Raw genomic sequence first — 18,579 nt, 5'->3', positions numbered from 1 at the left:
CCGTCGTCACTCCGCGGCGTCGACCGGGACGTCACCGCGCCAGAGCGCGGCCCAGGTGTCCGCGTCGACCACTCCGGTGCCGAGCAGGGGCGGGTGGTCGGCCTGGAAGCGCCGCACGGCGTCCTGGGTGCGCAGGCCGAACGTGCCGTCCACCGCGTCCCACGGCAGGTAGCGCCGGTTGGCCAGCATGCACTGCACCTGGAAGGCGCGGTCCCCCTGGTCGCCGAAGACGGTCATCCCGTCCCCTTCGTAGAAGGCGCACACGGGGCTGGACCCGGCCGGGGGCACGTTCTCGGCATCGGCCGCGGCCCCCGGGGCGGCGGCCACGGCGGCGGCCAGCGCGACGGCGGCCAGGAGCCCGGCGGTCAGGGCCGAGGCGCCGGCGGACCGGCGCGGGGACAGAGGGGTTCGGGACATGGTGGTCGCTCCTCGGTGAGTGCGGGGGGCGGGCCCGGGGGCCCGGTCTCACCCAGGACAACAGCCCGCACCGGCTCCACGTCACTGCCGGAGGCCCGTCGAACCGCGCGAAGCACCCGGAAGCGTCGGGGAAAGCGTCGGGGCGCCCCGGGCGGCCACCCGCAGGAGCGCGGGCAGTCGCCGGTGCGGCGGGCGATTGACTGTGACCCGAGCGGAGATGATCCAGGTACAGGCGCCCAGCCGAAGGGACGTTTCATGCCTGAGCAGCCGTACGACGTGATCACGATGGGGCGGATCGGGGTGGACCTCTACCCCCTGCGGACGGGTGTGCCGCTGGCCCGGGTCGACACCTTCGGGAAGTTCCTCGGCGGCTCCCCGTCCAACGTGGCCGTCGCCGCCGCCCGTCTCGGCCGGCGCACCGCCGTGGTGACCCGGACCGGCGAGGACCCGTTCGGTGACTATCTGCGCGAGCAGCTGAGGGAGTTCGGGGTGGACGACCGGTGGGTGACGCCCGTCGCCGCCTACCCGACACCGGTCACCTTCTGCGAGGTCTTCCCGCCCGACGACTTCCCGCTGTACTTCTACCGGCAGCCCAAGGCCCCCGATCTGGAGATCCACGCCGCCGAGCTGGACCTCGCGGCGGTCCGGGCCGCCCGGGTGTTCTGGATGACCGGCACCGGCCTGTGCGCCGAGCCGAGCCGTACGGCGACCCTCGCCGCGCTGCGCGCCCGTGACCGTTCCGGCATCACCGTCTTCGACCTCGACTGGCGGCCGGTGTTCTGGCCGCCCGGCGCCTCCGGCCCGAGCCCGTCCGCCCGTTACCGCGAGGCCCTGGCCCACGCGACGGTCGCCGTCGGCAATCTGGACGAGTGCGAGATCGCCACCGGCGAGCGCGAACCGTACGCGGCGGCCCGCGCCCTCATCGGGTCCGGCGTCGAGCTGGCCGTCGTCAAGCAGGGCCCCGCGGGCGTCCTCGCCGTCCACCGGGACGGGACCGTCGCCGACGTACCGCCGCTCCCCGTCGACGTGGTCAACGGCCTCGGTGCGGGCGACGCGTTCGGCGGCGCGCTCTGCCACGGGCTGCTGAGCGGCTGGGACATCGCGCGCACCGTGCGGTACGCCAACGCCGCCGGTGCCATCGTCGCCGCCCGGCTCGCCTGCTCCTCCGCGATGCCGTTCCCGCACGAGGTCGAGGCCGCGCTCGCCGAAGGCGCGGTCACCGCACACGGCGAAGGAGCATGAGCATGCGAGGCGAACCGGCGTACCACCTGCCCGCGGGCTCCACCGCGCACGGCCCGTACGCCCTGGACATCGACCCGGACCAGGCGGGCTGGGAGCGCTCGGGGCTCCGCGTGCTGGAGTTGGAACCGGGAGGAGTTCACACACTTGTCACCGGGGAGAGCGAGTGGATCGTACTGCCGTTGACCGGCAGCTGTACGGTGCACATCTCAGATGAGATCTTTGAACTGCTGGGCCGTAGGAGCGTGTTCAGCGGCGTTTCCGACTTCGCCTATGTACCGCGCGACGCCCACGCACAGATCGCCTCCGGCGCAGGCGGCCGCTTCGCCCTGGCAGGAGCGAAGTGCGAGCGACGACTCCCCGCTCGCTACGGCCCCGCGCCGGAGGTACGCGTGGAACTGCGCGGCGCGGGCACCTGCTCCCGCCAGGTCAACAACTTCGCCGCCGCCGATGCCTTCGACTGCGACCGCCTCATCGCCGTGGAAGTCCTCACGCCCGGCGGCAACTGGTCCTCCTACCCGCCGCACAAACACGATGAGCACCACCCCGGCGAGGAATCCGTCCTGGAGGAGATCTACTACTTCGAGGTCGAGGACGACGGCGTCGGCTACCACCGCGTCTCCCCGTCCCGCCCCGGCGGTACGGACGTGCTGGCCGAGGTCCGCAGCGGCGACGCGGTCCTCATCCCGGACGGCTGGCACGGCCCGTCCATCGCCCAGCCCGGCCGCACCCTGTACTACCTCAACGTCATGGCGGGCCCCGGCGAGAAGCGGGAGTGGCTGATCCGTGACCACCCCGGCCACCGGTGGGTGCGCGACACCTGGCCGTCCCAGCCGGTCGATCCCCGGCTGCCGCTCAACGGACCGGAGGACCACGCATGACCGCGACGCCCGGCACGCCCGGACCGGCCGGTGCGGGCACCCGCCGCCTCACCACCGCCCAGGCGCTCATCGCCTTCCTCGCGCGCCAGTACGCCGAGCGCGACGGCGAACGCCACCGGCTGATCGCCGCCACCTGGGGCATCTTCGGCCACGGCAACGTCGCCGGAATCGGCCAGGCACTCCTGGAGACCGGCCCCGCCATGCCGTACTTCCAGGGCCGCAACGAACAGGCCATGGTGCACGCGGCCGTGGGCCACGCCCGCCAGTCCGGGCGGCTGTCCGCCCACGCCGTCACCACGTCCATCGGCCCCGGCGCCACCAACCTCGTCACCGGCGCCGCCCTCGCCACCGTCAACCACCTCCCCGTCCTGCTGCTGCCCGGCGACACCTTCGCGACCCGCCCCGCCGACCCCGTGCTCCAGCAGCTGGAAGTGGCGTACGCGGGCGACGTCTCCGTCAACGACTGCCTGCGCCCGGTCTCCCGCTACTTCGACCGGATCACCCGCCCCGAGGCCCTGATCCCGGCCGCGCTCCACGCCATGCGCGTCCTGGCCGACCCGGCGGAGACCGGCGCGGTCACCCTCGCGCTGCCGCAGGACGTCCAGGCCGAGGCGCACGACTGGCCTGCGGAGTTCTTCGCGGAGCGCGTCTGGCACGTACGCCGCCCCGCCCCCGACCCGTACGAACTCGACCGGGCCGTACGGGCGGTGCGCGCCGCCCGCCGCCCCCTCGTCATCGCGGGCGGCGGGGTCCACCACAGCGTCGCAGAGGACGCCCTCGCCGCGTTCGCCGCCGCCACCGGCATCCCCGTCGCCTCCACCCAGGCAGGCAAGGGCTCGTTGCGCCACGACCACCCCGCAGACGTCGGCGGCGTCGGCCACACCGGCACCGCCACCGCCGACGACCTCGCCCGCACCGCCGACCTCGTCATCGGAGTCGGCACCCGGTACACCGACTTCACCACCGCGTCCGCGACCCTCTTCCAGAACCCCGGCGTCCGCTTCCTCAACATCAACCTCACCGGCTCCGACGCCCACAAGCTCGCCGCGCTCCCGCTCGTCGCCGACGCCCGCACCGCCCTCGACGCCCTCACCGAGGCCCTGGCCGGACACCGCACGGACCCCGCCTACGAGGCCGAGTACGCCGAGAGCAAGGCCCGCTGGGAGCGGCGCGTCGACGCCGCGTACGCCACGCCCGACCCGGAGGCCCGCCCCACCCAGACCCAGGTCCTCGGCCTCCTGGACGAGCTCGTCACCGACGAGGACATCCTCATCAACGCGGCCGGTTCGCTCCCCGGCGACCTGCACAAGCTCTGGCGGACCCGCTCCCCGCGCCAGTACCACGTGGAGTACGGCTACTCCTGCATGGGCTACGAGATCCCGGCCGCGATCGGCGTGTGCATGGCGGCCCCGGACCGCCCGGTCTGGGCGCTCGTCGGCGACGGCACCTACCTCATGAACCCCACCGAGATCGTCACCGCCGTCCAGGAGAACCTGCCGGTCAAGCTGGTCGTCCTGCAGAACCACGGCTACGCCTCGATCGGCGGCCTCTCCGGGGCGACCGGCGGCGAGCGCTTCGGCACGGACTACCGCCACCGGTCGGCGGACGGAGGCTTCACCGGCCCCCCGCTCCCCGTGGACCTCGCGGCCAACGCCGCCTCGCTCGGCATGCGCGTACTGCGCGCCGGGACGGTGGCCGAGCTGAGGGCCGCCCTCGCCGAGGCCCGCTCCGAAGCACGGCCCGTCTGCGTGCACGTCGGGACGGAAACACCCGGCGCCGGACAGGGGCCTCCGGAGGCGCAGGCGTGGTGGGATGTTCCCGTGGCCGGGACGGCCACCCGCCCCGCGGCGGTCGAAGCACGGAAAGAGTACGAACGACACAGCGCCGGCCGACGCCGTCACCTCTGAAGGAGCCACAGCATGAAGACCGTGAACCACTGGATCGGTGGCAAGACCGTCGAGGGCACCTCGGGCAACTACGGCGAGGTCACCGACCCCGCCACCGGCGCCGTCACCACCCGGGTCGCGTTCGCCTCGCCGGACGAGGCCGATACGGCGGTGGCGGTCGCGAAGGACGCGTACCGGACCTGGCGGGACTCCTCGCTGTCCGCCCGCACGGCGGTCCTGTTCCGCTACCACGCGCTGCTGGACGCCCACCGCGACGAGATCGCGGCGCTGATCACCGCCGAGCACGGCAAGGTGCACTCCGACGCGCTGGGCGAGGTGGCGCGCGGTCTGGAGATCGTGGAGCTGGCCTGCGGGATCACGACGCAGCTCAAGGGCGAGCTGTCCACCCAGGTCTCCCACCGGGTCGACGTCTCCTCGATCCGCCAGCCGCTGGGCGTCGTCGCCGGGATCACCCCGTTCAACTTCCCGGCCATGGTGCCGATGTGGATGTTCCCGCTGGCCGTCGCCTGCGGCAACACCTTCGTGCTCAAGCCCAGCGAGAAGGACCCGTCCGCCGCCAACCTGCTGGCCGAGCTGGCCGCGGAGGCCGGGCTTCCGGACGGGGTGCTCAATGTGCTCCACGGGGACCGGGTCGCGGTCGACGCGCTGCTGAACCACCCGGACGTCGCCGCCGTCTCCTTCGTCGGCTCGACGCCCATCGCCCGGCACATCCACGCCACCGCCTCGGCCAACGGCAAGCGCGTACAGGCGCTCGGTGGCGCGAAGAACCACATGCTGGTGCTGCCCGACGCGGACCTGGACGCCGCCGCCGACGCCGCGGTCTCCGCCGCGTACGGCTCGGCGGGGGAGCGCTGCATGGCGATCTCCGCCGTGGTCGCCGTGGGCGCGATCGGCGACGAGCTGGTCGCCCGGATCAAGGAGAGGGCCGCCCGGATCAAGATCGGCCCCGGCACGGACCCCTCGTCCGAGATGGGCCCGCTGATCACCGCCGCCCACCGCGACAAGGTCGCCTCCTACGTCACCGGCGCCGCCGCCCAGGGCGCCGAAGTGGTCCTCGACGGCACCGGATTCACCGTCGACGGCTTCGAGGACGGCCACTGGATCGGCCTCTCGCTCCTCGACCACGTCTCCACCGACTCCGACGCGTACCGGGACGAGATCTTCGGCCCGGTGCTGTGCGTGCTGCGCGTGGCGACGTACGAGGAGGGCGTCGCCCTCATGAACGCCTCGCCGTACGGAAACGGCACCGCGATCTTCACCCGCGACGGCGGCGCGGCCCGCCGCTTCCAGCTGGAGATCGAGGCCGGCATGGTCGGCGTCAACGTCCCGATCCCGGTCCCCGTCGGCTACCACTCCTTCGGCGGCTGGAAGGACTCCCTCTTCGGCGACCACCACATCTACGGCAACGACGGCGTCCACTTCTACACCCGGGGCAAGGTCACCACGACCCGCTGGCCGGACCCGGCGGACGCTCCGGCGGGCGTGGACCTGGGCTTTCCCAGGAACCACTGAGACCAGCAGTACGGGCCGGGGCCCTCGCCCCGGCCCGTACTCAGCCCAGCTCCAGCACCCCGACCGTCTGGTCCCCGCTCGTCTCGCCCGTGGGCCGGAAGCCGAGCCCCAGGTAGAAGCCCTCGGGGCCGTCGTCGCCCGGGTGCCAGGTGACGTACATCCGGTCGCCACCGCGCCGGCGGATCTCGGCGGCCACCGACTCGACCGCGAACCGGCCGTAGCCGCGCCCCTGTTCCCCGGCCGCGATGTTCAGGCGCCACAGCCCCGAACGGATGTCGCGCCCGGTGCCGTCACCCGCGAAGTCGATGTCCAGGAAGGCCATGAGGAAGCCGACGAGCCGGTCGCCGTCGAGGACGAGCCGGGGCCAGGCGGCCTCCCCGTGCGCGTACGCCTCGGCCAGGGACTTCACCACCGGCGCCACCAGACGCTCCTGATCGGGCCGCACCCGCAGCCCGATGGCCTCATCCACGTTCCCGGCGGTGACCTCGGCCAGCCTCAGCGAAGTAGTCATACGAAAACGGTAAACGCCGAGGTCAAGCGGTTTTTGGTCCGCATATGACCGCAGGGCCACTCCCCCGGAGTGGCCCTGCGGCGTTCTGGCGGACCGTCAGTGATCCGTCGCGGCGGCGGCCTCGGCCGCGATCATGCGCTCCATCGGGACGACCCCGAAGCGGCCCGAGACGAGGAAGGCCAGCACCATCGAGACGACCATGAGCACCGTCCCGGCCCACACCATCGTCTCGACCGGCACGGTGTACGCGCCCGCGGCCCGCACCGCGCACTCGGCGAGCAGCGCCCCGCCCCACACCGCCGAGAACCGGGTCTCGGCCTTGCGGAAGGCCGCCGAACCGGCGGAGAGCCGTTCCCAGGCGGCCGTCTTGGCGGCCTCGCCCCGGGTCAGCCACGGCCGCAGCCCCGCCGACAGCATCGGCCGGCCGCGTACCGCCGACACCAGGAACGCCAGCCCGACGATGCTGCTCACCCCGCTGTCCTTGAGGAGCATCAGCCGCGGGTCGCCGGCCACCAGACCCAGCAGCAGCGAGACCGCGTTGACCGACACCATCAGCGCCGCGAGGCCGTTGAGCCGGCGCTCGCGCACCGCACCCCACACGGTGCGGACCGCCGGGACCACACTGCTCCAGGCCAGCGCGCCGAACGTGCCGACTCCCGCCGCCTTCAGCGCGTAGTACGCGGCGAGCGGCAGCGCGACGTCCACCAGCAGCGGCTTCAGGCTGTCCACGAGGGCCTTGCGCGGGGCGATCGGGGCGGTGGCGCCGGCCGGGGCGTCGACGGCGGGGGAGGGGGCGGTGAGTGTGGCGGCCGGGCTGCTCATGTCGGTTCCTCCCGTTGCGGCGGCGCCTTCGTGGCTCCCGCTCTCGACACCTACAGACTGCCGATCCGAGCCCCCTCCCCGGCAGAGCCGCGTGTACCGACCTCCGCATGACGAATGTCATGGCCTTCGCATGCGGTCGTACGGCTCCGAGCGCGTGATCCGATCGTTGCCGTACGGCGTACAACCGGGTCGGGTCCTCCCTTGTCCCACTGGCGTTCCGGTTTTTTTAGAGGGAGGGGACGGTCTCGCGTATGGCGAAGACGATGTGGAACGCGGTGGTGGCCGTGGGAGCGGCGGCCGTGTTCACCGCGATGGCGGCGGCACCGGCGGGGGCGGCGGAGGGCGACGCGTCGTTCTCCCGGGTGTCGTTCAACGGCGGTAAGCCGATCGTGATCGGCGTGCAGGAGGTGGTCGAAGTACATGGCACTTTCCGGATGACGACCACGCGCAAGTTCGACTACGGGCCGACCGTGTATCCGTACCGGGGGAGCCTCGAAGGCGGGGACAGCCTGTGGACCCTCATCACCACCAGCGACTGCCGCCCCGTGGCGAAGGGGATCTGCGACTTCGAGGAGTGGCTGGAGATCGATCCGCGTCACGTCGACTTCGGCAACGAGGACGCGGGCACCTGGAAGACCGCAGCCGAGATCTCGTACGTCGGTGACGACTACGACAAAGACGACATGAACCTCCCGATCCAGGTCCAGCGCGCCACCCGGGTCACCGTCAACGCCGCACCCGAGCCGGCCAGGTTCGGCAAGACCATCACCATCACGGGCAAGGTCACCCGGGCGAACTGGGACACCCACACGTACCAGGGGTACGGGGGCCGCACGGTCAGCCTCCAGTTCAAGGCGGACGGCGCTTCCTCGTACAAGACGGTCAAGAAGGTGACGTCCAGCTCGACGGGGGCGCTCAAAACCACCGTGAAGGCCACCGACTCCGGCACTTGGCGGTGGAACTATTACGGGAACTCCACCTCCGGCGCGAAGGCGTCGACCGGGGACCACGTCGTCGTGTGGTCCGGCGTCCGCGTGATGCACGCCGCGCGCTAGGGCGGAAACTCGTTCGCCGTCCCCCGCCGCCGGTGCTGGGATGGCTGCATGACCGCATCCGCATCCGCAGCCATCCCGCCCCAGCACCAGATCCGCGCCCTGCACACCGCCGGCACCGTGACCGTCTATCAGGCGTACAGGCCGTCGCTCGGGCTGCCCGCCGCCCGCGACGGGCGGTTCCCGGACGCCTGGAAACGCGACCGCATGACGTGGATCAAGCCGAGCTTCCTGTGGATGATGTACCGCTGCGGCTGGGGGACGAAGGAGGGTCAGGAGACCGTCCTCGCCGTCGAGATCACCCGCGAGGGCTTCGACTGGGCCCTCGCCCACGCCGAACTCTCCCACTACGAACGCGGCGTGCACCCCGACCGCGCCACCTGGCAGCGCGACCTGCGCCGGGCCCCCGCCCGCGTCCAGTGGGACCCCGAGCGCGACCTCCACCTGAACCGGCTCCCGTACCGCTCGCTCCAGCTCGGCCTGTCCGGAGAGGCGTCACGGCGTTACGCGGACGAGTGGACGGTGTCGATCCGCGATGTCACCCCGCTCGCCCGGGAGATCCACGCGCTGGCGAGGGCGGGCGAGACGGAGGCCGCGACCGCGCTGCTGCCCGACGAGACGCCGTACCCGCTGCCCCAGGGCACCCCGCTGCCCACGCCTCAGGACATACCGCGTCCGGAGTACGAGGGCCGCTTCCGTACGCCTTGAGGATGCCCGGGAGTTCCGCCCGGCGGCAGGTGGGAGGGGGTGGCGGGCCGCATAGGCTCGGACGCATGGATTCCCCTGTTGCGCGTACCTCCCGGTGGCGGCGGCTGCTGCCCCGCACCCGAGGCCGGTGGGCGGCGGCGGGTGCCGCGCTCCTCGTCCTCGCCGGCGCGGGCACCTGGACGGCGGTGGCCGACGACAGCGGCCCGGCCGTGCACCGCCAGGACCGGATGATGCGCGTCGACGGGGTGTCCCTCGACACCTCGTACTTCACGGCCGGGGGCGCCGGGCGGCGGCCCGCCGTGCTCATCGGCCACGGATTCGGCGGCAGCAAGGCGGAGACCCGGGCGCAGGCCGAGCAACTGGCCCGCGACGGATACGCCGTCCTCACCTGGTCCGCGCGCGGCTTCGGCAAGTCGGGCGGCGAGATCGGCCTGAACGCCCCGGACCGCGAGGTCAAGGACGTGTCCCGGCTGATCGACTGGCTCGCCGCCCGCCCCGAGGTCCGGCTCGACGCCGAGGGCGACCCGCGCGTCGGCGTCACCGGGGCGTCCTACGGGGGCGCGGTCTCGCTGCTCGCCGCCGGGTACGACGACCGCGTCGACGCCATCGCCCCGCAGATCACCTACTGGAACCTCGCCGACGCGCTCTTCCCGGACGGGGTGTTCAAGAAACTCTGGGCCGGGATCTTCGTCAACTCCGGCGGCGGCTGCGGCAACTTCGAGAAGGAGCTGTGCGACCTGTACGAACGGGTCGCCGTCAGCGGCAAGCCGGACGCCGCCGCCCGCGCCCTGCTCACGAAGCGCTCTCCGAGCGCCGTCGCCGACCGCATCAAGGCCCCCGCGCTCATCGTGCAGGGCCAGACCGACTCCCTGTTCCCGCTCGGCCAGGCCGACGCCATGTCGAAGGCCATCGCCGACAACGGCGCCCCCGTCGCCGTCGACTGGGCGGCCGGCGGGCACGACGGGGGCGACATGGAGACCGGCCGGGTACAGAAGAGGATCGCCGCCTGGTTCGACCGCTATCTGAAGGGGGAGGAAGGCACCGACACCGGCCCGGCCTTCCGCGTCACCCGGACCGGCGGCATCGACTCCACGGACGGCGCCGCCCTCACCCGGGGCGCGAGCAGCGACACCTACCCGGGCCTGCGCAGCGGCCCCCGTACCGTCGAACTGCGCGGGCGCACCCAGAAGATCAGCAACCCCGCGGGGGCCAACCCGCCGTCGATCTCCGCCGTACCCGGCGTCGGCGGCTCGCTCGCCCAGCTCTCCACCCTCGGCGTCGGCGGCCTCGCCGTCGACTTCCCCGGCCAGTACGCCCGCTTCGACTCCGCCCCGCTGCCCGCCGCCCGCCGTGTCACCGGCACCCCCACGGTCCGGGTGACGGTGAAGGCCGACCACGGCGACGCGGTCCTGTTCGGCAAGGTGTACGACGTGTCGCCGGACGGGAAGCGGCAGGTGCTGCCCGCCCAGCTCGTCGCGCCGTACCGGATCACGCCCCAGCAGCAGGGCAAGCCGGTCGAGCTGACCCTGCCCGCCGTCGACCACGAACTCGACGCGGGCCACCGCCTCCGCCTCGTCCTCGCCGCGACCGACCTCGGCTACGCGTCCCCGGCCGAGCCGGCCACGTACACCGTCTCCCTCGACGGGCCCCTCACGCTTCCCACCGCGCCCGGCCTGAAAACCGCCTCGGCCGCACTGCCCTGGTGGACCTGGGGGCTGCCGGCCGCCGCCCTGGTGATCGCCGCGGTCCTGCTGCTCACCGCCCGGCGCCGTACCGCGACGCCCGCACCCGACCCGGCGCTCGCCGACGTGCCGCTGCAGATCACGGGCCTGTCCAAGAAGTACGCCAAGTCCGCCGACCGGTACGCGGTCCGCGACCTCTCGTTCCGCGTCGAGAAGGGGCAGGTGCTCGGCCTGCTCGGCCCCAACGGCGCCGGGAAGACCACCACCCTGCGCATGCTCATGGGGCTCATCGCCCCCGACGACGGCGAGATCCGGGTCTTCGGGCGGGCCATCCGCCCCGGCGCGCCCGTGCTGTCCCGGGTCGGCTGCTTCGTGGAGGGCGCGGGCTTCCTGCCGCACCTGTCCGGGCGCGCCAACCTGGAGCTGTACTGGAAGGCCACCGGACGCCCCGACGAGGACGCGCGGATCGAGGAGGCCCTGGAGATCGCCGGGCTCGGCGACGCCCTGGCCCGCGCCGTGCGCACGTACTCGCAGGGCATGCGGCAGCGGCTCGCCATCGCCCAGGCGATGCTCGGCATGCCGGACCTGCTCATCCTGGACGAACCGACCAACGGGCTGGACCCGCCGCAGATCCGCGAGATGCGGGACGTGATGATCCGGTACGCGGCCGGGGGCCGCACCGTGATCGTCTCCAGCCACCTCCTGTCCGAGGTCGAGCAGTCCTGCACGCATCTGGTCGTCATGGACCGGGGCAGGCTCGTCCAGGCGGGACCCGTCGCCGAGATCACCGGCTCCGGCGACATGCTCCTGGTCACCGCCGCCGACCCGCTCACCGAACCCCTCGTGGAGAAGGTCGCCGCCCTGCCGGGCATCGGATCCGCCGTCCGCACCGACGACGGGCACGGGCTCCTCGTCCGGCTCGACGGGGCGAGCCCGCCGCAGCTGATCGCCGATCTGGTCCGCCTCGACGTGCCGCTGACGGGCGTCGGCCCGCACCGCCGCCTGGAGGACGCCTTCCTCACCCTGATCTCCGGAGGCTCCGCATGAGCACCGCAGCCGGCCTCGTCGAGGCCCCCGAGGCGCCCGGCTACCGGGCCCGCCACACCCTCCCGCTGCGCGTCGAGGCGGTCCGGCAGCTGCGCAGGCGCCGCACGCTGCTCATGGGCGGGGTGCTGGCCGCGCTGCCGTTCATCCTGATCATCGCGTTCGCGATCGGCGGCACCCCGGACGGCGGGCCCGGCGGCGGGGACCGGATCACGCTGATGGACACGGCGACCGCGTCCGCCGCGAACTTCGCCGCGACCTGCCTGTTCGTCTCGGCGGGCTTCCTGCTCGTCGTCCCGGTCGCGCTGTTCTGCGGCGACACCGTGGCCTCCGAGGCGAGCTGGTCCTCGCTGCGCTATCTGCTGGCCGCGCCCGTGCCCCGGGCCAGGCTGCTGTGGAGCAAGCTCGTCGTCGCGCTGGGCTTCAGCCTCGCCGCGATGGTGCTGCTGCCGCTCGTCGCGCTCGCGGCCGGAGCGGCGGCCTACGGCTGGGGGCCGCTCCAGCTGCCGACCGGGGGAGCGCTGCCTGCCGGGGACGCGGTGCCGCGCCTCGCTCTCGTCGTCGCCTTCGTCTTCGTGTCCCAACTGGTGACCGCGGGGCTCGCGTTCTGGCTGTCGACCAGGACGGACGCCCCGCTGGGCGCGGTGGGCGGGGCGGTCGGACTGACCATCGTCGGCAATGTGCTCGACGCCGTGACCGCGCTCGGCTCCTGGCGCGACTTCCTGCCCGCCCACTGGCAGTTCGCCTGGGCGGACGCGCTCCAGCCCACGATCGAGTGGGGCGGCATGGCGAAGGGCGCGGCCGTATCGGTGACCTATGCCCTGATCCTGTTCGCTTTCGCGTTCCGTGGGTTCAGCCGTAAGGACATCGTGTCCTGACCTTGACATTCCGCCGGTTCCGCGCTCGTCGTTGCCGCATCGAGATCGTTCCGCAACGCTTTCGTCCGGTCCGGGCCGCCCGTTCGCACGTCACATTCACCAGTGCTGACGTGACGACACAGGGGGTACGGGATGGAACACCGCACACGGAAGTACCGGGGCGCATTGGGACTGTTGCTCGCGTCGGGCGTCCTGCTCACCGGCTGCTCGGGGGCGGACAGCGGGGACGGCAAGGCGACGTCCGACCAGCGGCGCGCGGGGGCGCCCGCGCCGGCGCACACGGGCGGTGGGGCGGACGGGGCGAAGAACGACGACGGGGGCGCGGACCGGCTGAAGGAGTCCGCCCGGCCCGACTACCTCTCCACCTTCGCGCTGGACGTCGACACCGCCTCGTACGGCTACGCCCGCCGCACCCTCGCCGACGGCCGGCTGCCCGGGCCGGAGACCGTGCGGCCCGAGGAGTTCGTCAACAGCTTCCGCCAGGGCTACCAGCGCCCCGAGGGCAACGGCTTCTCCGTCTCCGTCGACGGGGCCAGGGCCGCCGGAGAGGACGGCGACTGGTCGCTGGTGCGGGTCGGCCTGGCCACCAAGGCCGCGCCCAGCACCGGTGAACGGCCCCCGGCCGCTCTCACCTTCGTGGTCGACGTCTCCGGCTCGATGAACTCGCCCGACCGGCTCGGCCTGGTCAAGACCTCGCTCGGCATCCTCACCGACGAGCTGCGCGACGACGACTCGATCAGCCTGGTCACCTTCAGCGACGACGCGGAGACCGTCCTGCCGATGACCCGGCTGAGCGGCCACCGGAGCAGGATCCGCGACGCCGTCGACTCGCTGGAACCCGCTGACTCCACCAACGTCGGGGCGGGCATCGAGCGCGGTTACGAGGAAGCGGTGGAGGGCCGCCGCAAGGGCGTCAACAACCGCGTCGTCCTGCTGTCCGACGCGCTGGCCAACACCGGCGACACCGAGGCGGACGACATCCTCGAACGGATCGACTCGGCCCGGCGCGAGTACGGCATCACCCTGTTCGGCGTGGGCGTCGGCAGCGACTACGGCGACGCGTTCATGGAGCAGCTGACCAACAAGGGCGACGGCCACACCACGTACATCGCCGACGAGGAACAGGCCCGCAAGGTCTTCGTGGACCAGCTCCCGGCCCACCTCGAACTGACCGCCCGGGACGCCAAGGCGCAGGTCGCCTTCGACCGGAAGACCGTCGAGAAGTTCAAGCTGATCGGCTACGAGGACCGCAAGGTCGCCGACGACGACTTCCGCGACGACACCGTGGACGGCGGCGAGGTCGGCCCCGGCCACACCGTCACCGCCCTGTACGCGGTGCACCTGCGCGACGGAGCCTCCGGCCATGTCGCCACCGCGACCGTGCGCTGGCTCGACCCGAAGACCCGCAAGCCGCACGAGAAGACCGGTTCCGTGGCGACCGGGGCGATCACCGGCAAGCTCTGGGGCGGCCGGAGCACCCGCCTCCAGGTAACGGCGGTGGCCGCCTACTTCGCGGAGAACCTGCGCGGCGCGGGCCTGCCCGGCACCCCGGGCCTCGCCGAACTCGCCGACCGTGCCGAGAAGCTGGCCACGACGACCGAGGACGCCTCGGTGACGAAGCTGGCCGACGCGATCACCCGCGCGGACCGGCTGAAGGACGGCGGGGACAGCGTGGAGGACCGGGGAGAGGGCGAGATGGACTGACCGGCAGGGGCCCCGGGGGAGCGATGCGCGCCCCCGGGGCCCCGGCGGTGTTTACGCCGCCACTACACGGGCCGCGCTAGCGTGCTGTGCCCCGCGAAAAAAAGGACCTCCCTCGGGGGGGAGGTCCGGCGCGGGCGGCTGGGCGGATGCGCCCCCGGCAGGACTCGAACCTGCGGCCAAGTGCTTAGAAGGCACCTGCTCTATCCACTGAGCTACGGGGGCCGGGTGGTGGCTGCGGTGGTCAGGAGCCCCGGGACCCGGGCGGTCCGTGACCTTGCCGGGACAAGGATAGGGCTCTGATTGGCTCGACCTCGTTGCTTCACCTGCGTGGCACGATGTGGAGGTTCGGTGAAGCGAAACGATAATCGCAGGTAGGGCCGGATCACGCACCGCTTTTGACGCTTCACGCCACGGGTGTTGTGCACTCGTTATGCCTGCGCCCCACTCATCCCCTCTGTCCGGACGAAGGAACCGGCGCGCAGAGGTGGCTATACGCTTCAAAAAGGCTCCAAAATTGGGCATTCTTCGCATGTGGTGACCTTGGACGTACGGCCTCAGCTCATCGACGCACTCTCCGCCCTGCGCGACCGTGTCGCCGCCGTGCGTCTCCCACTCCCGCTGCCAGGCGCCCCCCGCGCCAGGCAGACCAGGACCGAGCTGCTCGCCCAGCTGGACGACTACCTGCTGCCCCGGCTCAAGGACCCCGAGGCGCCCCTGCTCGCCGTCATCGGCGGATCGACCGGCGCCGGCAAGTCGACGCTCGTCAATTCCCTGGTGGGCCGCCGGGTCAGCGAGGCCGGGGTGCTGCGGCCCACCACCCGCACGCCCGTCCTCGTCTGCCACCCGGACGACCAGCACTGGTTCGTGGACGTACGGGTGCTGCCCCAGCTCACCCGGGTCTGGCTGCCGCCCGAGGAGTACCCCGAGCCCGGCCAGTGCGACGACCTCGACGGACCCGACGGCCACGCGGCCGAGGAGGGCACCGCGCTGCGCGTCGAGACCGCGACCGGGCTGCCGCGCGGGCTCGCCCTGCTGGACGCCCCCGACATCGACTCCCTCGTCGTGCGCAACCGGGTCCTGGCCGCCGAACTCATCTGCGCCGCCGACATCTGGGTCATGGTCACGACGGCCTCCCGGTACGCCGACGCCGTGCCCTGGCACCTGCTGCGTACCGCCAAGGAGTACAACGCCTCGCTCGTCACCGTCCTCGACCGCGTCCCGCACCAGGTGATCGCCGAGGTCTCCCGCCAGTACGGGGCGCTGCTCACCAAGGCCGGGCTCGGCGAGGTACCCCGCTTCACCATCCCCGAGCTGCCCGAATCGGCGGGCGGCGGCAGCGGCCTTCTGCCCACCACCGCCGTCGCCCCGCTCCGCGCCTGGCTCGCGCACCGGGCCCAGGACCCGGCCGCCCGCCAGCAGGCCGTCGGCCGGACCGCCGCCGGGGTCATCGACTCCCTCGACGTCCGGATGCCCGCGCTCGCCGGAGCCGTCGCCGCGCAGTACGCCGCCGCCGTACGGCTCACGGGCGTGGTCGAGGAGGCGTACGGGAAGGAGGGCGCCCGGCTCCGGCGCAGGCTGAAGAACGGCGGCGCGCTCGCCGGCGACGCCCGGACCAGATGGCGCGGCTACCCCACGTACAGCACCTCCGACGAAGTGCTCGACGCCCTGGTCGAGAGCCTGGCCGCACTCCTGGAGTGCGGCGTCGCCGCCGCCGACGAGCAGATCCGCGCCGTCTGGCGCAAGGAGCCCGCGGCGGCCGCCTTCGCCTTCGAGGCGGCGGGCCGCGAGGAGGGCGGCTGGGGACCGGCCGAGGACATCCGGGGCCGCGTCGACATGACCGTGCGCAGATGGCGCCGCATCCTGGAAGAACTCGCCGAGGAGGAGCTGCGCCTGATGGAGCGCAACGCCGCCCCGGACCCCGAGACCGTCGCCGCCCTGCTGGCCGCCGCCCTGCTCGGCGGACGCCGCGCCCGCACCGCGGGCGAACAACTCGCCGAACGCATCGGGGCGCAGGGCGCGCTGCGGCTGCGCGACAAGGGCGGCGCGCTGCTCACCAACTGCCTCGACCACGTGCTGAACGGCGAACGCGACCGGCGGCTCGCCCCTCTGGACGCCCTCGACGTGGCCCCCGAACCACAGGCCGAACTCATCGCCGCACTGTCCCTACTGCAGAAGGAGAGGTGGCAGCGATGACTGCCGTCACTGACGAGAACCCGGGGCAGGGCGGAACCGGGGAGCAGCTGTCGGACACCGGCTCCGACCCCTCCGGCTCCGACACCTCCCGTGCCGACACCTCCCCTCCCGACACCTCCCGTTCCGGCACCGGCTGGGACGACGGGCTGATCGCCCGGCGCGCGCAGGCCGCCCGCAAGGAGGCCGGACAGACCCCGGACGAGGCCCCCGGGGAAGAGGACGAGGGGCGGCCGCAGGTCGAGGCGTACGTGGACTCCGGCAGCCCGCTCCGGCCGCGCCTGGACGCTCTGCGCGAGCTCGTCGGGCTCTCCCGGGCCCGACTGGACCGGGCCGCGCTCGCCGAGGCGGGCCGGGTGCTGGACGAGGCGGCGGCCCGGCAGCGGCTCTCCTCCCGGCACACCGTCGTCGCCATCGCCGGCGCGAGCGGCAGCGGGAAGTCGGCCCTTTTCAACGCGCTCGCCGGCGCCCAGCTCTCCGAGACCGGTCTGCGCCGACCCACCACCTCCTCCCCGCTCGCCTGCTCCTGGACCGACGGGGCCGCCGGGCTGCTGGACCGCCTCGCCGTGCCCGGCAGGCTCCGGCGCAGGCCGCAGCCGGGCGCGGCGGCCGACGAGGCGCTCCAGGGCCTGGTCCTCATCGACCTGCCCGACCACGACTCGGCGGCGAAGGGCCATCGCGACCAGGTGGACCGGGTGCTCGCGCTGGTGGACGCGGTGATCTGGGTGGTGGACCCGGAGAAGTACGCGGACGCCGCCCTGCACGAGCGCTATCTGCGGCCCCTGGCCGGGCACGCCGAGGTCACCTTCGTCGTGCTCAACCAGATCGACCGGCTCCCCGGCGAGGCGGCCGACCAGGTCCTGGACGACCTGCGGCGGCTGCTGGACGAGGACGGCATGGCGCTCGGCGAGCACGGCGAGCCCGGGGCGACCGTGCTGCCGCTGTCCGCCCTCACCGGCGAGGGCGTCGGTGAACTGCGCGAGCTGCTGGGCCGGTTCGTCCAGGACCGCACGGCCGCCACCCGCCGGTTGTCCGCCGATGTGGACGCGGCGGCGGCCAGGCTCCGGCCGGTGTACGTCGCCGAGGGGCGGCCGGGTCTGGGGGAGCGGGCCCGGGAGGAGTTCACGGACCGGCTCGCGGAGGCCGTGGGCGCGGCGGCGGCGGGCCAGGCCGCCGAACGCGAGTGGCGCCGCAACGCCGGACGGGCCTGCGGCACGCCGTGGCTGCGGCTGTGGCGCTGGTACGAGGCCACACGGCAGCCCGGCAGCCGGGACCGGGCCCCGCTCGCCGCCCCGCCCGAGGAACGGCTCACCGCCCGCCAGCGCGTCGAGCAGGCCGTGCGCACGGTCGCGGACGACGCCGCGGCCGGGCTGCCCGGGCCCTGGGCGCAGGCGGTGCGGGAGGCCGCGGTGCACGGGGCGAAGGGGCTGCCGGACGCGCTGGACGAACTGGCGGAGCGTTTGACGGGCGGCGAGACGGCGGTGCGGGGTGCGGGCGGTGCCGCGGTGTGCCCGTCGGCATCGGAGGCCGCGGGAGGACCGTCGGGTGAGGGCCGGGGCGGGCGCGCCGCAGGGAAGCCGCCGCGTCCCGCGTGGTGGCCGGCGGCGGTGCTGGCGCAGGTCGCGATGACGCTGTTGCAGGTCTTCGGCGGCCTGTGGCTGGCCGGCCAGATCATCGGCGTACTGGAGCCGGGGCTGCTGACGCCCACCCTGGTGATGCTCGCCGGAATCGTGGGCGGCCCGCTCGTCGAGTGGTCGTGCGCGGCGGCGGCCCGGGGGCCGGCCCGGCGGTACGGGCAGGAGGCCGAACGGCGGTTGCGCGAGGCGGCGGCGGCCTGCGGGCGGGCCCGGGTGCTCGACCCGGTCGCGGCCGAGCTGATGCGCTACCGCGAAGTGCGTGAACGCTACGTGGCGGTGACGGAGTTTTCCACAACCGGCCGTTAGTCCACAGCCCCCGGCAGGATTTCCGCCTCCCCTCCAGCATGGGACCGGTGACCGCGCGTATGGCGCGGTCACGGAATCCGGGCGAAGGG

14 protein-coding genes and 1 tRNA gene are annotated in these 18,579 nt (G+C 73.4%); 11 read left to right on the top strand and 4 right to left on the bottom strand.

Annotated features, from left to right (window positions below):
- Positions 1 to 6: 6 nt before the first annotated feature.
- Positions 7 to 417, bottom strand: coding sequence for a peptidoglycan-binding domain-containing protein (locus tag ACZ6C6_RS04210; RefSeq protein ID WP_469198849.1), 411 nt, complete (start codon positions 415 to 417; stop codon positions 7 to 9).
- Positions 418 to 672: 255 nt separating this feature from the next.
- Between ACZ6C6_RS04210 and iolC the strand changes: the two genes are divergently transcribed.
- From iolC to ACZ6C6_RS04190, 4 genes are read left to right on the top strand one after another with little or no spacing between them, the layout of a single operon-like run.
- Positions 673 to 1,659, top strand: a complete 987-nt coding sequence (gene iolC / locus ACZ6C6_RS04205) for a 5-dehydro-2-deoxygluconokinase (protein WP_469198847.1) — start codon at positions 673 to 675, stop codon at positions 1,657 to 1,659.
- On the top strand, positions 1,656 to 2,537 hold the full coding sequence (gene iolB, locus ACZ6C6_RS04200) for a 5-deoxy-glucuronate isomerase (RefSeq protein ID WP_469198845.1): 882 nt from the start codon (positions 1,656 to 1,658) through the stop codon (positions 2,535 to 2,537). Before iolC ends, iolB begins: the two co-directional genes overlap by 4 nt.
- A complete protein-coding gene (iolD, locus tag ACZ6C6_RS04195; protein ID WP_469198844.1) occupies positions 2,534 to 4,444 on the top strand; it encodes a 3D-(3,5/4)-trihydroxycyclohexane-1,2-dione acylhydrolase (decyclizing) in 1,911 nt (636 codons plus the stop codon). The genes iolB and iolD overlap by 4 nt, the downstream gene beginning before the upstream one ends.
- A gap of 12 nt (positions 4,445 to 4,456) precedes the next feature.
- Positions 4,457 to 5,956, top strand: coding sequence for a CoA-acylating methylmalonate-semialdehyde dehydrogenase (locus ACZ6C6_RS04190; RefSeq protein ID WP_469198842.1), 1,500 nt, complete (start codon positions 4,457 to 4,459; stop codon positions 5,954 to 5,956).
- A 40-nt stretch (positions 5,957 to 5,996) separates the two neighbouring features.
- On the opposite strand, the gene ACZ6C6_RS04185 is transcribed toward ACZ6C6_RS04190, so the two are convergent.
- Positions 5,997 to 6,467, bottom strand: a complete 471-nt coding sequence (locus ACZ6C6_RS04185) for a GNAT family N-acetyltransferase (RefSeq protein ID WP_469198840.1) — start codon at positions 6,465 to 6,467, stop codon at positions 5,997 to 5,999.
- A 96-nt stretch (positions 6,468 to 6,563) separates the two neighbouring features.
- Positions 6,564 to 7,289, bottom strand: a complete 726-nt coding sequence (locus ACZ6C6_RS04180; protein WP_469198838.1) for a VC0807 family protein — start codon at positions 7,287 to 7,289, stop codon at positions 6,564 to 6,566.
- Positions 7,290 to 7,540: 251 nt separating this feature from the next.
- Between ACZ6C6_RS04180 and ACZ6C6_RS04175 the strand changes: the two genes are divergently transcribed.
- From ACZ6C6_RS04175 to ACZ6C6_RS04155, 5 genes are all read left to right on the top strand, one after another.
- A complete protein-coding gene (locus ACZ6C6_RS04175; RefSeq protein ID WP_469198836.1) occupies positions 7,541 to 8,344 on the top strand; it encodes a hypothetical protein in 804 nt (267 codons plus the stop codon).
- Between the two features lie 48 nt (positions 8,345 to 8,392).
- Positions 8,393 to 9,049, top strand: coding sequence for a DUF4291 domain-containing protein (locus ACZ6C6_RS04170; protein WP_469198834.1), 657 nt, complete (start codon positions 8,393 to 8,395; stop codon positions 9,047 to 9,049).
- Positions 9,050 to 9,114: 65 nt separating this feature from the next.
- On the top strand, positions 9,115 to 11,778 hold the full coding sequence (locus ACZ6C6_RS04165; protein WP_469198832.1) for an alpha/beta fold hydrolase: 2,664 nt from the start codon (positions 9,115 to 9,117) through the stop codon (positions 11,776 to 11,778).
- On the top strand, positions 11,775 to 12,653 hold the full coding sequence (locus tag ACZ6C6_RS04160; protein WP_469198830.1) for an ABC transporter permease: 879 nt from the start codon (positions 11,775 to 11,777) through the stop codon (positions 12,651 to 12,653). Before ACZ6C6_RS04165 ends, ACZ6C6_RS04160 begins: the two co-directional genes overlap by 4 nt.
- Before the next feature lie 132 nt (positions 12,654 to 12,785).
- On the top strand, positions 12,786 to 14,357 hold the full coding sequence (locus ACZ6C6_RS04155; protein ID WP_469198828.1) for a vWA domain-containing protein: 1,572 nt from the start codon (positions 12,786 to 12,788) through the stop codon (positions 14,355 to 14,357).
- A 149-nt stretch (positions 14,358 to 14,506) separates the two neighbouring features.
- On the opposite strand, the gene ACZ6C6_RS04150 is transcribed toward ACZ6C6_RS04155, so the two are convergent.
- Positions 14,507 to 14,579: transfer RNA gene (locus tag ACZ6C6_RS04150), tRNA-Arg, on the bottom strand.
- A gap of 318 nt (positions 14,580 to 14,897) precedes the next feature.
- On the opposite strand from ACZ6C6_RS04150, the gene ACZ6C6_RS04145 reads away from it, so the two are divergent.
- Together ACZ6C6_RS04145 and ACZ6C6_RS04140 are read left to right on the top strand one after the other, a co-directional pair.
- Positions 14,898 to 16,550 carry a dynamin family protein gene (locus ACZ6C6_RS04145; protein ID WP_469199327.1) on the top strand — a complete coding sequence of 551 codons (1,653 nt, stop codon included), beginning with the start codon at positions 14,898 to 14,900 and terminating at the stop codon, positions 16,548 to 16,550.
- Positions 16,547 to 18,490 (top strand): YfjP family GTPase, encoded by a 1,944-nt coding sequence (locus ACZ6C6_RS04140; protein WP_469198826.1) that lies wholly within the window; start codon positions 16,547 to 16,549, stop codon positions 18,488 to 18,490. The genes ACZ6C6_RS04145 and ACZ6C6_RS04140 overlap by 4 nt, the downstream gene beginning before the upstream one ends.
- Positions 18,491 to 18,579: the final 89 nt, after the last annotated feature.

The sequence above is a fragment of the Streptomyces sp. NPDC041814 genome (assembly GCF_055590565.1).
Note: the sequence above shows the minus strand (reverse complement) of the source record. Positions and strands in the feature narration are given on the sequence as shown.